Source organism: Actinosynnema sp. NPDC050801, from assembly GCF_040673975.1.
GTDB lineage: Bacteria > Actinomycetota > Actinomycetes > Mycobacteriales > Pseudonocardiaceae > Actinosynnema.
Window position 1 is genome coordinate 293465 of record NZ_JBFAQZ010000005.1, and the last position, 13450, is coordinate 306914.

A 13450-nucleotide genomic window follows, 5' to 3' on the forward strand; every position below is an offset into this window, starting at 1 on the left:
TTACTAACCACTTCGGTGGCTATCTCGCCACGTTGTGGTTGGGGTTCGAGGTCGGACATGACGGTAACCTGCCCCTGGTCGTGCCAGGTGCGCAGTTGAGCGACCTCGGTTCGTCTGGGCTGGCCGTTCTGATTGCACCGAGGTGATCGTGCTACTCCAACCCTTCAGCGGCGGCACGTGCCTGGTTCTGGACGGCCTGTGGGAGGTCGTTGTCCGCTGCCATCTCACGCAGCTTGTCCCGTCCGAGCGCCTGATCGAGGCGGGCGAGTTCGCGGGCTGCGGTCAGCTTGGTGTCTGCGGTGTCGCCTTTGTCTGCGATCTTCGCGAGTAGGGCAGTCTGCTCGGCGTAGTTCAGCTCCTTGATGAGTTCGAGCCGAGCCGGGAAGCCCAGGTCGGAGCTGTCTACCAACTCGCGCAGCAGGGCGTGGTTGCCGAGCCATCCCAGCCTGCTCGCCTTCTTCGCGGCGAGCACGCGCACATCGTCGGGATTCCGGGTATCACGGGCGATCTCGGGGTACACCTCGCGCTCGACGGCGGTACCCGCCTTCGCCGCGGCGACCATACGGCCCTCGATGTCGAACGCCCGGTCCCGCGCCAGGCGGGCCATCAAGTTCCTGCCCGCCAGAGGGGCCACCGCCATGGCCCGGTGTGCGGCAGTGAGGCGGTATTGAGCGGGTACTGCGGCGTCGACCGCGATGACCTCGTAGAGGTCTACCAGTTGCTCGTGGCTGATGTGCTTGCTCGCCAGCATCGCGACGTCCAGCCGGGCGACGGGCGAACGGGTGCGATCGGCCACGAGCGACTGGTAGTGCGGCACCGCAGCGGCGCGGTCGAGCCGGGCCAGGTGCTCCAGGGCCACCAACTTGTCGGTGTCCTCGCGGTCGAAAGCCGTGACGATCCGCTCCAGGACGTCCGCGCGCATCGCGCGGCGGTCGGTGAGCAGCGCTTCCAAGCGCAGACCAGGGGGGACGGTATCGTCCGAGGCGACCTTGCCCAGCACCGCGGGGTCCCTGTTCAGGTGCGCGACGAGGAACTGCGCCGCCTGCAACCTCACTACGGGGACGGCCTCGACGCGAAGACGGTCCAGCAGGGTCTCCAGGCGTTGCCGGTCCTCGCCGAGGACGACACTCATCGCCTCTTCTCGGGTGGTCACCCTCGCCCCCGTCTCGACCAGCACGCACATGAGGTCGACGCCCCGGTGGCGGTCGCAGGACAGCGCGGCGCGTGCCGCGGCCAACCGGACGGTCTCCGACACCGCGGTGTTCCCGACCAGGAGGGCGAGCAAGTCGACCCCGAGGTCCGGGTCGTGCTCCGCGACGACCACGGCACCCTGCAGGCGTAGGTGCTCATACGCGGACGTCGTCGCCAACCGCCCGAACATCCCGGCGGCGACCGCGGGATCGTTGTCGAAGAGCATCTTGCTGACCGCGACGCGCGCCGTGCGCCTCACCTCCGGATCGGCGATGAACACATCGGCGACGGGTACCCCGTCCTGCGGGGAGACGTCGTTGAGGAACCGCAGGGCCTGGAAACGGCGGTCTTCGGTCCTGGTCGGGTCTCGCACGACGTCCTGGAGCACGGTGACCGCCCGGTCGGGATCGATCTGGTGCAGCCACTGCGCGCAGCGTATCCAATCGTTATTGGCCAGGCGTCCCTTCACGAGCCGTCGCAAGTGTCCTGTCGCCCGGTCCACGACTGCGGCGGGCAGTGCCACGCCGTGGTCCACTAGGGCGGCCACGAACCCGAGGTTGCGCCTGCGGTTCCATGGCCGCATGAGCCGTCGCAGTGATCGGTGCAGGGCACCGCCGTCCTCGGCCCACTGCGCCGCGAGGAACACGATCACCGCCAGGTCCGGCCACGGCCACGCCCTGCGCGGACGCAGCAGGCGACGGGCTTTCCTGGTGTCGGGGGTGGGGTGCGCGCGAGCAAGCGCGGCGGCGGCCAGGAACTCTTCAATCGTCTGATGCCGGAACGCGAACGCATGGCCGCGCTGGAGGACCAGACCGCTGAGCCGCAGCACGTCCGGCACGACCTCTGGCCACACCGCGACCCCGGGGTTCCACCGTACCGCCAGGTCGAGCACCCCTGACGCGCCCTGCCCGAACAGGCGGCGGTGCGCGATGTCCTGGAGCAGCACCTCCAGGTTCTCCACCAGGTAGTCGGCGGCGCGCTGGGCGGCGGGCCCGCGGGGGGCGAGCCGGTCGAGCAGTCGGGCCCGGGCGTCGATCTCATGGACCTTCGTCAGCTGCCACGTCACGAACCGCCGGTACAGCTGGGTCTGGTTGTGCGGGAGGCCATGCGCGGTGTCCTCGGTCAGCAGGACGCACAGCATGGTCGCGATCAGCGGCACGTGCGCCAGATCGCGCAGCTTCGTGCGTCGCACCTGGGCCAGGAAGCGGACCGCACCGTGCACCGGTTCGGGGTGCCCCTCCTCGCTCAGCCACCTGCGTACGAACTCCAGCAGTTCCGGCTCGGAGAACCGCTGCAGCACGTAGGTGGGAGTGGTCCTGGGGTCGAGGAGGATACGCATCTCGCGCTCGTGCAGCGGGCGGCTGGTCACCAGGAACCGGTGGGTGGACCTGCGCCGGTGGGCCTCAACCCGACGCGCGACGGCGGCTCGGGCACCGGGGTCGAGCACCTCGTCCAAGCCATCCACCAGCACGAGCCACTGCACCCCCGGCACGGGGTCGCCGCTGAACAACTCGACCAGGCGGTGGCGGTTCAGGGTGAAGCTCGGGCCACGCAGGATGCCGTCCGCCAGCGCTTCAGGCAGGGAGCTGTTGCGCACCAACGAGTCCGCGGTCACGGGTATCGGGACGAAGTCCCCGACTCCCTCCTCCAGCCATCGCCGCGCCGCCACCGCGGCGATGCGCCGGACCAGACTGGACTTGCCGGCACCGGGCTCGGCGACCACCTGCGCACCCTCGAACCTGGCCACCAGCTCTTCCGCGACGATGCGCTCGGGAGCGGTGTGCTCGTCCCACTCGTCACCGTGGCGCGGAGTGACGTGCCGACGCAGGTATACCTTCGACAGAGGCGGCGCGACCAGCCTTGCCCAGTCGTACTGGTGCTCCTCGTCAGCGGCACACACGGCCTCCAGGTACTCGCGCAACACCGGCCCCACGTGCCGCCAACCGCCTGCGGTGAGCTGGGCCGGGTCGAGCAGGTCCAGCCAGGCGTCGTTGCGGCGTGGCAAGTCCGGCAACTCGGGCACCACCAGCAGGTCGCCGGACGGTCCGACCAGCCCGCACACCCCGCCGGTGCGACGGTCGAGCACCGGCGATCCCAGCTCGGTCCCCGCCTCGACCCGCAGCGCGGCAGGTGGTGCACCGGAGCGGACAGCCGCGTACACGCCATCGGACTCCAGGACTGTCACCAACGCGAACCCGTCACCGAGGCCGAGGCCGAGGGCGGCGGCGACGGTGAGCACCCGCCCGGGCGCGACGCGAACCCCTCGCACGTCGCCGTGCACAGTGCTCAGCAACACGGTCGCGTCGAGCAGCGCCTGGTGCAGCGGATCGGCTGCGGTCGACGTGGACGTATGCGTGACCACGACGTCGCCGTGGACGTCACGAGCCTGCACCACGGGCGCGTTGGCCGTGCCCGAAAGCTCGTTGTGGTGCATCGGTCCCTGGACGCTGGACGGTTCGTCGTTCACTATCGGCGCACTTCTCCTCGACGACCGGACCTGCGCGGCGGTGGTCGCACGACGCCGGGGCGGGCTGCCGAACCGCACTTCACCGTCCGCCGGCGAGCGCAGATACCCGACTCCGGCGGCTCAGGAGATCACACCTCTGCGGTGGAGGAACCGCAATTGTGCGGGTATGTGAGGGCGTCCGGCTTATCGGCGCTTCACATGACGGAACCAGCCCGACCCACTGCTCCGAACGGGCCATCGTCAACCTCGCCAACACCGTCAGGGCCAGCACGAGCGCACCTGAGGGGTTCCGGAAGTCGGCCATCTCCTTGACCGGCCTGCAGTCGCCGCAGGCGGGGATGGTGTGAAGGTGGAGGCAGGATCGCCGCAGCCCAGCGTCCAAGTGCAGAGGTCGGGCGCCCCACAGGTGGAGCACGGTGGTGCGGCTGCCATCCATGGTCCTCGCCGTGGGGCACGGCGCCAGCGGGCAGTGCCTCCTGGCCCTTGGTACCGCAGGGGGCGGCAGCTTCGCGGGGGCGGGGCGGCGCCGATGACCCGGCCGCCGCCCCGTTCGGCTCGGTTCGGCGAAGGCCCGTGGGTCGAGGTGCTCCCATCAGGTCGCGGCGGCTAGGGATGTGAGGCTAGAGATGTAAGGGCGGTGTTGCTGTCCTAGATGCGGGCTAGGGCGGCCGGGTCCACCCACCCTGGAATGGCTGCGCGAACTGGCAGCCTCACCGGAGACGGAGAACCGCGTCATGTCGCTGCAGCGGTACGACCCATGCACCTTGCCTCTCCACTGGCCTGGTGACGGGGTTCTGGAGCGGCTTGCGGACGACGAGTACATCGACCAGGTGCTCGGACTCACCGGCGTCCGAATCTGTTGGGTGGCATCATTCGTGATGGTGGTTACACAGCTGCCACATCCCAAGGGGGGACATGAAACCGAGGAGACCTGTGCGCCTCTTGCGCGCCGGATTGATCATCTCCGCTCTGGTGGGCGGGGCGTTGACCGTGCCCACCGGCACCGCCGCCGCGGCGGCTCAGCCGTCCTACGCCACCGTCCACCGCTCGACCTGGTCGAGCACCGACAGCCGCAACCCGCACCGCAACATCACCACCGGTGACGCGCGCGTCGGCGCGTGGCGGGACGACCACGACAAGCTGCACATCAGCAAGTCCTACTTCACATTCGACCTGGCGCAACTCCAAGGCGCTGCGGTGTTCTCCGCGCTCCTCCGATTACCCGAAGTCTCCGCCAACGACTGCGCGAAGCCGCGTGCGACCGAGCTGTGGCTGGTCAAGCCGACCGGTACCGTCTCGTGGGCCCGCCAGCCGCGCGAGAAGGTGAAGCTGCCCGGCCCGAACGCCCCGGAGGGCTGCCTGTTCGACCGCGTCACGTGGGACCTGGGCGACGCCGTCCGGCAGACGCTCGCGGAAGGCGGCACGACGCTGACCGTCGTGGCGCGGATGTCGGCCGATTTCCAGGACGACGTCGCGTACGGGCGCACCTACGACAACAACCCGTGGGTCTACATCGGATACAACAAACCGCCCGCGAGGCCCACCGGTTTGAAGCTCGACGGCATGGACTGCGGTGCCGAGCCGATGATCACCGCCTCCCACGGGCCGAACCTGTACGCCCAGGTCGGCGACCCGGACGGGCCCTACGGGCTGGAAGCCCGCTTCGCGTACTGGCCGGTGGCCGCGCCCGATCAGCGGCACGAGGTGTTCCCCGTCTGGGCAGGCAGCGGCTACGCCGCCGCGTACTTCCCCCAGGACATGGTCCAGGACGGCGGTACCTACGCCTGGCAGGTGCGCGGCGAGGACGGCTTCGCCACGTCCGAGTGGTCCGAGCAGTGCCTGTTCACCGCCGACCACACCAGGCCGGACGTCGAGCCGACGGTGACCTCCCCGGTGTACCGGGAGAACGGCGGACCGCCCGGTGACGGCGGGCAGGGCGTGCCGGGCGACTTCACGTTCACCGCGAACGGCGTGGCCGACGTGGTGGCATTCGAGTACGACGGCGTCGGCCTGCCCTACGGCAGGGTTTCCGCCGATCGGCCCGGAGGGTCGGCGACGGTGTCCCTCACCCCGGTCGCCGACGGTCCGGTGTACCTGTCCGTGACGAGCATCGACCGCGCCGGCAACCGCTCACCCGAACGGAGCTACCGGTTCTGGGTGCGCTCCACCGGGCCGTTGATCGACGGCAGCCCGCAGCTGGGCAAGCCCGAGGAGTTCACCTTCACCGCCCGCCAGGAGGGCGCGGTCCAGCTCACCTACCGGCTGGACAGTGGACCCGAGACCACCGTCCCCCTCGGCCCGGACGGCACGGCGAAGGCGACGATCACGGTCACCGAGGCCGATCCGGAGTTCCACGAGCTGGTGGCGTGGACCACCAACGCGACCGGCCAGAAGTCGGGCACCTCGACGGAGTTCTTCTACCTGGACGCGATGCGTCCGGAGGTATCGATCGACACGTGGGAAGGCCCGATCGGCCGCGAGCGGAAGTTCTCCGTCACCGCCACGATGCCCGACGCCGTGTCGTTCACATACCGCGTCGACAACGGGCCGCAGACGACGGTGCCCGCGTCCGCCGGCGGCACGGCGGAGCTCGCCTTCACCCCGACTGAGGTGGGCTGGTACGAGCTGTTCGTGTTCAGCACCAACGGGGAGGGCGTCCGGTCCGGCGCTGCCACGGTGGAGTTCCTCGCGGACGGCGCCGCGCCCGTGGTCACCAGCACCGACTACCCCGCGTGGCAAATGTCCGGAGGGCCGGGTGTCAAGGGCGCGTTCAGCTTGTCGTCACTGCTGCCCGACGTCGTGGAATACCGGTACTGGTTCGAAGGGGAGCCGGAGCGCGTGGTTCCGGCCAACCCGGACGGCACCGCATCCTTCGACTTCACGCCGACCAAGCCAGGCTGGTGGTACATGTACGTGAAAGCGGTGTCCCGAACCGGTTTGGTGTCGGCGCACGCGCGGCACGACTTCCAGGTGAAGGCGTTCGAGCCGACGGTCGCCAGCCCGCAGTACCCGCCGGACGGCAGCGGTGGCGTCCGGGTCGGCGAACCGATCGAGTTCACCTTCACCTCGGCACTGCCCGAGTCGACGGAGTTCGTCTACTGGCTGGAATTCGGCCCGCAGATCACCGTCCCGGCCGGTCCGGACGGCACGGCGACCATCACCTACACGCCGACGAACGCGTACACCCACAAGCTCCGGGTGTTCAGCCGCACACCGGAGGGCTACGTCTCAGGCACGCGGGACCACTACTTCACGGTCCGCGCCTGAGCCCTCCCGCGGCGGGGCCGTTCGCGCCCCGCCGCGGGACAACACCTTCAGTGTGGGCGTTCATACGAGGCGCTTGTGGCGCGCTCTTGATGACGCGCAGGTCGTCGGTCTGGAAGACGGTGTCGAACGTCTTGCCGTACTTGCCGTCGCGGTCGCCGAGCAGGGTGCCTGGCGTGACCGAAAGACCCCCGCCACCACCGACGATCCACCAACCCGGACAGGGCAGCGAACCAGAACCGACAGGTCGAACGCGCGAAGAACACCAGTGCGGCGCAGTTCGGCGCCCGGCGCGGTTGCACCTACCTGCACTCCGCACTCGACGGGTTCTCCCGCATGGCCTGCACCGAGGCACTGCCCGACGAGAAGGCGGTCACCGCGATCGGCTTCACCCACCGGGCGTGGGCGTTCTTCACCGCCCACGGCATCGACCACGTCCACCGCATCGTCACCGACAACGGCTCCTGCTACCGCGCTCAGGACTTCGTCACCGTGCTGCGCGGCTCCCGCCACCAACGGATCACCCATACACCCCACGCCACAACGGCAAGGTCGAACGCTACCAACACGTCCTGGGTGAGGAATTCCTCCATGCTCAGGTGTGGACCAGCGAACAACAACGCGCCGAAGCCCTACAGGTGTGGAACGTGCACTACTACTACTTCGACCCCGCACGGCCGTCGGAAACCGACCACCGGCGTCCTGGCTCGACACCGGCGTCACCAAGTTTTGGCTTCATACAACCCGCATTGAGATCGAATGTTCAGGGCCTCGGCAGCACTCGCCGGACATCCTGCGCGACCGTGACCGATCTGCCACCGCCGGTCAAGGTCAGGGTTCCTACGCCCCGAGAGGACGCCATCCCGGTGTAAACCAGGGTGGTGACCCAACCGCCACCCGCATCTTCCACGATCGGTTCGGCAGTCGCCGTGCGAGTCCAGTTGCCGCTGGAGTACCGATGGGTGGTGGGCGTGGCTGAGCGTACTTTGTTGACCCCTGCCCAAGGGGGCAGGGAATTGTCGGGATCCGCATCGATCGGAGCAGGGCTGGTGAGGGTGATCGCGGAGACGTCGTCTCCGGGGAGGAAGCGCACGTCGCTGACGGTTTGGTTCCTGCCGGAGCCGCCCGTGGACGATTCGAGACCGAGGTCGTCACGAGAGATCGTTCTACCGTCCTTGTCGAGGATCACCAGTTCGTCGCTGACATAGGCGATGCGGTTCTCGTCTTCGTTCGTCGCCATGGTGCGGAACCCGGGAACTCCTCGAACCGTGAAGGCGGGTTCAGCCGTCACGTCACTGAGCACGCGGTACACGGTGCGCTCGGGTGTGGAGACCCCGCCGCTGTTGACTGCGTGGACCTTGTAGGAGTTCGCCGTGCGGATGGTCGTCATGTACTGCACGTGCAGGCCCTCGGGTGTGTCCGCCGGTCGTCCGGGTAGTCCCGGGATGGTCAGGGAAGTGGGTGGGCCGCCGTCGTCGGGGTAGGACAGCCAGCCGGTCCCGGCACCGTCACTGGACACCAGGAGGTTGCCGACGAACGCGATGCCGCACCCCACACAAGTCCAGGAGTGCCGTACTCCCGTCCCCACGTGGTAGAGCTCCACTTGGCGGGCCGCGTCGCCGCCGAAGTCAAGCCAGGCCAGGCGCTTGCCGTCCGCGGACCACACCAGTTCGCCGAGCCCTGGTTCGTTCTCCGAGTTCTGCGCCAGCACCACTGGCTCGGCCTCGGGGGTGTTGAGCAGTCGTATGTCGGTCGCTGTCTCGTAGGCAAAGGGGCGGAAGGGCGGTGGTGGCGGCGTGGTCGACTGCGTCAATCCGGGGACGTCGAGGCGGTCCGCGTCGGGTCGGTCGGGCACGCTCAGGCGTTGGAGGACGGTGTCCAGCTCTGCTGCGGTCGCCGCGAATTCCGGTTCGGCGGACCCGGTGATCTCGGTGAGCCGGGCCAGGGCCTCGCGCTGCTCGTCGGGAACCTGGTAGCCGATGACCCGCAGGTCCATGCGCACGCCGATGGCCTCCACCCGATCGCGAATGGCTTTGAGAGTGGCGTCCTGGGCTTCAGTGCAGGCGTCGGCCCCGTGTGTGGTGACGACGATGATGCGGTTGCGGTGGCGACCACGGAAGGGGTAGATCCCGGAGAAGTCGTCGACAGCCGCGAGGACGCCGTCGAACAGGGTGGCCTCGCCGGCGGTGTTGACGCCTCGGGCCGCTTCGCCGATCCGGGTGCCGTTGCCGGCAGCGCTGGGCACCAGCTCCCTGGTGTTCCCGGGGTCGCCGCACGTTCCACCGAACGTGCGCAGGGCTAGCGCGTCGCCGTCACCGCTGTTGCGTGCGGCGGAGTCGACCGCGTCGACCACTGCGGTCGTATCACCACCAGCCGAGGCGTCGAGCAGGAAGGACGTCCGGTGGTCCGGGATGGCTGCGATCACCGCTGTGACCACGCCTGCGACGATGACGAGTACCGCGATGGCCGCGAGGGCGATCACCCGCGGTCGGCGTCGGGGGGATGCGGGTCGTCGGGTCACCGGTCGCCTCCCGGTCCTGCGGCACGCAGAGCGGCCAGCGTGTTGTTCAACTCGTCCACTTGGCGGTTGTAGTCATCGGCGGTGCGTCGGAACGCCTCGAGCCGAGGCTCCAACTGCTCTGCGGACTGTGCGGCTTCCAACAGCGCCGCAGCATCGCTCACCACCCGACTCTGGAGGCTGCGCAGCGCAGTCGCCCGGTCGTACGCGTCCTTCGCCGGGGGAGTTCGGACCCGGCTGCGCAGATCGTCGAACGGGGCGTCGGAGATCGCCGTGGCGTTCCTCGCCGCTTCGAGGGCGCGTTCGGCGACGTCCAAGCGTCCACCGATCGTCGCCCGCACCGCTTCGTCGACCTGGTTCACGGCAGGGTTGAGGGACTCGACTACTTGCTGGGCTGAGCGCAGGACCGGTTCGACGTTGGTGAACCAGTCCAGGGAAGCGTCGAGTTCGTCGGGATTGTCGGCGAACACCGGTGGGGGTGCGCCGGCGGCGGTGGCGATGCGGTCGAGTCGACTGCGTTGATCACCGGGTACCTGGTAGCCGACGAACCGGAACTGCACCGACAGCCCGGCGGCGGCGAGCCTGTCCCTGATCTCTGCTTGCACGAACTCGTCATCGTCATCGCAGGCGTCCGCACCGTGCCGGGTCACCACCACGACCCGATTGACCTGTTTCGCTGCCTGGTGGAAGGGACGTGTGAAGTCCTGGGTCGCCTGGACGACGCCCCGCAGCAGAGTGGCACCGGTGCTGCTGGCAACTCCCCGTGCCGCATCGGTGATCTCCTGGCGGTTGTCGGTGGCGAAGTCGACCAGCCGGGCGGTGTTGTCGGGGGAACCGCAGTCACCGCCGAAGCTACGCAGGGCCAAAGCGTCATCGTCGCCGGAGTTGCCGACGGTCTTCCGCAGGGCTTCCACCGTGTCGTGCAGTTCGCCGGTCTGCCCGCCGGCCGTGTCCAGCAGGAACACGGTCTTGTACAGCGGTGCGAATTGCGGCATGACCCAGACCACGGCGGCCCACCCGATGACCACGACGAGCACGGTCGCGGCGAGGGTGGTGAGCGTGACGCGCAGGCCGCGGGGCATCGGGATGCGGAAGTGCTTGTGCTCTCCCACCGCCATGTTCTTGCTGCCGCGACCGTCGACGTTGTAGTTGGTGACCGAGTTCGCACTGGTCGAGTGCGTGGTGACGCCACCGTGCACGGAACCTGCCTGCACCACGGTACCCGCCGACCCCGATACTTCGTTGCTCACTGTCGGGGTTCCGGGCGTCTCGATCCCGTCGGGCCCGGCCTGGGAATGAGGTGTGGTCATCGGCTGCCTTCGCGCATGGACCTTGCGGCCGGTGGAGTGCTTGTGGACCACCGCTCCAGATGTCAGGGATTGTGCACCGGCGGCGTTCTGGAGAAACCGCATTAGTGCGCTTTGAGATCGGTTCGACACGAACATGGCGGGACCGAGGAGTGTGAATAGTGCGCTTTGTGCAAATGTCTGGTGATCGGCTTGGCCGGAAGCGCTCCCAATGTGCCCTTAATCGTGAAGGTGCAGGTCACGAGGATGGCGATGATCAGCAGGGCGGCGCCGACCCAGCCAGCTGCGAGGGTGGCGGCCATCGCACCTCCGGCGCCGCCCGTCATGGCCCTGACCGATGGCCGCCTCATCGGTCCACCGCGCGATATGCGGCCAGTCGCAGGGCAATTGCGAGTCGATGTTGCGTCTGATCGGGTTGCACACGGGCGTCTGAGTATCTGCTGCATTTGCCCGGTGTTCCTCTCAACCGGGCGCGATAGTCGCGTCCTGATCTTGGAGGGAGTCGCATGAGCATCCGACGAAGGATCATGGCCGGGATCGCGTTACCGGTGGTGGTTGCGGGCTGCCTTACGGTCGGACAGGGTGCTGCTTCCGCGTCGCCCGCGGTGGCATCGGGTGCCGGGGTGCGCACGATCGTCAAGGCCGACGCGCCGCCGAACGCCGTCCAGGCGACGCGAGGGGACGTGACGATCGCCGCCGACAGCCATGGCTGCAACGGGAGCGAGGTGTCGAACAACAGTTACGTACACGTGTGCTTCGTGCGGGACGGCGACAAGATCTGGGTTCGCGACGACGAGGCGAACGGCCGCTCGGCGGTCGGTCAGATCCACTTCTACGACGCGGGGTCTTGGTACTACGGCTACTGCCTGAACCCGAACAGCCACGCCAGCGGCATCTGGGTCTACTGCGGCTTCCCCGAGGCCGACGAGAACACCACGGCCTTGTACCGCGGCTACGACACGGACGGCGACACCGTACCGTCCCACTTCACCGCCTGGCAGGATGAGCCGACCAGCTGACCTGACACTGGCCGGCCCCAGGCCCCAGGCTGACGCGCATCGCCACGACCCTGGTCACCGCGCCCGTGACCGTCCAGGGATCGACCACGACGTTCTCCTCACCTCACCACACGGCCGCGTTCGCGCCGTCCCGGTGTGTGGGTCGTCCACCCGGCCGTCGCGTTCCCTCGCCGTCGGGTCGCTCGCGGACCACGTCGGCGGGCGGGTGGACGACCGTGATCGACCCGCTCCCAGGGCGGACGACCCGCTGCCGGTGCCATTGCAAAGACCGGAAGGTGTTCGGCCTCGGCGCGCTGGGCTCAGCCGCGTCGTCGGCCGAGCTCGCTCCGTTCGTCGAGGCGGCAGTGTTCGTCCTAGATCACCGCGGCAAGTGTCGTCGGCGCGATGACGGGCGCCGTCAGCGCCGCCGCTGTCGCCGGCCTCCAACTCGGCGAACCGGCTGAGCGGACCCCGCGCTGCGATGCAGCACGCGGCCGGGGTCGCACTGCACTACGTTGCATCACTCGACACGCTCGACCTCACCGGGCACACCGCTCCACGAGCTTCCCCCGGAGCAAGGGCAACCCCGCCCGCCGATGACCGGAATCAGCTCCCGTTACCGATCTTGCCCTCGACCGTGCTCGGGGTCTTCGCCCTCCACGCCATACGCGACCGGATGAGTTGGATGCTGGACCCGAAGAAGGATCACGGTGGCCGGCGCGGATGGTTAACTTCGATCCATGCTGGTTGGTACCCGCGAGATCGAGGTGTTCGAGGGATTCAGGGCGCGGTTGGAGGCGATCGCGTACCGCTTGTTGGGGTCGGCCAATGATGCCGAGGACGTGGTGCAGGACACGTTCCTGCGCTGGCAGTCCGCTGACCGGGAGCTCATCGAGACGCCCGAGGCGTGGCTGACGAAGGTGCTCACCAACATCTGCCTCAACCGGCTCACGTCGGCGCGGGCCAGGCGGGAGACCTATGTGGGCCAGTGGCTACCCGAGCCGGTCTTCGCCGGGGACCGGATGCTCGGCCCGTCCGAGACCGTCGAGCAGCGTGAGTCGGTCTCGATCGCGATGCTCACGCTGATGGAGCGGCTCTCGGCCAATGAACGCGTCGTGTACGTGCTGCGCGAGGCGTTCGGTTACTCGCACGGCGAGATCGCCGAGGTGCTCGACCTCACCGAGTCGAACTGTCAACAGCTCTCCCGGCGGGCCAAGCAGCACCTGGCCGCCGGCCGCCGCCGGGTGGAGGTCGATGAGGCCGCCGCCCGCAAGATCGTCGAGGAGTTCCTCGCCGCGGCACTCAGCGGCAGGACCGACTCACTGGTGCGGATGCTGACCGACGACGCGATCCACGTGGGCGACGGTGGTGGCGTGGTCTTCTCGCTGCCGTTGCCGATCACCGGTGCGCTGCGGGTGGCGAGGTTCCTGCGCGGGCTGGTCGAGCCCAGCACGGCCAAGTGGGAGATGATCGGCGGTCGACCCGTCCTGTTCGCCGCGGTCGCCAACGGCTTGCCCGCGCTGGTGCTCCTGGTCGGCGACCGGGTCGCCACCGTCGTCTCCCTGGACGTGACCACCGACGGCATCGCGGCCGTCCACACCCAGGCGAACCCCGGCAAGCTCGAACGCGCGACACGCCAGTGGGCCGCATGCGAACACGGGGACGCGCTCGTCGACAACTGGTGACCCAGGTCACATCCCGTTGC

6 protein-coding genes and 1 pseudogene are annotated in these 13450 nt (G+C 68.7%); 4 read left to right on the top strand and 3 right to left on the bottom strand.

Annotated features, from left to right (window positions below; translation table 11 throughout):
• Positions 1 to 151: 151 nt before the first annotated feature.
• A complete protein-coding gene (locus tag AB0K14_RS14065; RefSeq protein ID WP_360450545.1) occupies positions 152 to 3658 on the bottom strand; it encodes a hypothetical protein in 3507 nt (1168 codons plus the stop codon).
• A gap of 933 nt (positions 3659 to 4591) precedes the next feature.
• Here AB0K14_RS14065 and AB0K14_RS14070 point away from each other — a divergent pair.
• Together AB0K14_RS14070 and AB0K14_RS14075 are read left to right on the top strand one after the other, a co-directional pair.
• The gene (locus tag AB0K14_RS14070) at positions 4592 to 6925 is read left to right on the top strand and encodes a hypothetical protein (protein ID WP_360450548.1); all 2334 of its coding nucleotides are present in this window, start codon (positions 4592 to 4594) and stop codon (positions 6923 to 6925) included.
• Between the two features lie 215 nt (positions 6926 to 7140).
• Positions 7141 to 7675 (top strand): annotated as a pseudogene (locus AB0K14_RS14075) (integrase core domain-containing protein); the annotation flags it as partial.
• Between the two features lie 10 nt (positions 7676 to 7685).
• Here the strand turns inward: AB0K14_RS14075 and AB0K14_RS14080 are convergent.
• Both AB0K14_RS14080 and AB0K14_RS14085 read right to left on the bottom strand, forming a co-directional pair.
• Entirely contained in the window at positions 7686 to 9404 is a 1719-nt protein-coding gene (locus AB0K14_RS14080) for a hypothetical protein (protein ID WP_360450550.1), read from the bottom strand.
• A 35-nt stretch (positions 9405 to 9439) separates the two neighbouring features.
• On the bottom strand, positions 9440 to 10885 hold the full coding sequence (locus AB0K14_RS14085) for a VWA domain-containing protein (RefSeq protein ID WP_364338066.1): 1446 nt from the start codon (positions 10883 to 10885) through the stop codon (positions 9440 to 9442).
• Positions 10886 to 11253: 368 nt separating this feature from the next.
• Between AB0K14_RS14085 and AB0K14_RS14090 the strand changes: the two genes are divergently transcribed.
• Positions 11254 to 11766, top strand: a complete 513-nt coding sequence (locus tag AB0K14_RS14090) for a hypothetical protein (protein ID WP_360450555.1) — start codon at positions 11254 to 11256, stop codon at positions 11764 to 11766.
• Between the two features lie 719 nt (positions 11767 to 12485).
• Entirely contained in the window at positions 12486 to 13430 is a 945-nt protein-coding gene (gene sigJ / locus AB0K14_RS14095; protein WP_360450558.1) for an RNA polymerase sigma factor SigJ, read from the top strand.
• Positions 13431 to 13450 lie beyond the last annotated feature (20 nt).

Bases quoted from the DNA above. Each gene is read 5' to 3' on its own strand.
- AB0K14_RS14085 (WP_364338066.1), bottom strand. From the start codon at position 10,885: ATGTTCGTGTCGAACCGATCTCAAAGCGCACTAATGCGGTTTCTCCAG.
- AB0K14_RS14090 (WP_360450555.1), top strand. From the start codon at position 11,254: ATGAGCATCCGACGAAGGATCATGGCCGGGATCGCGTTACCGGTGGTG.
- sigJ (WP_360450558.1), top strand. From the start codon at position 12,486: ATGCTGGTTGGTACCCGCGAGATCGAGGTGTTCGAGGGATTCAGGGCG.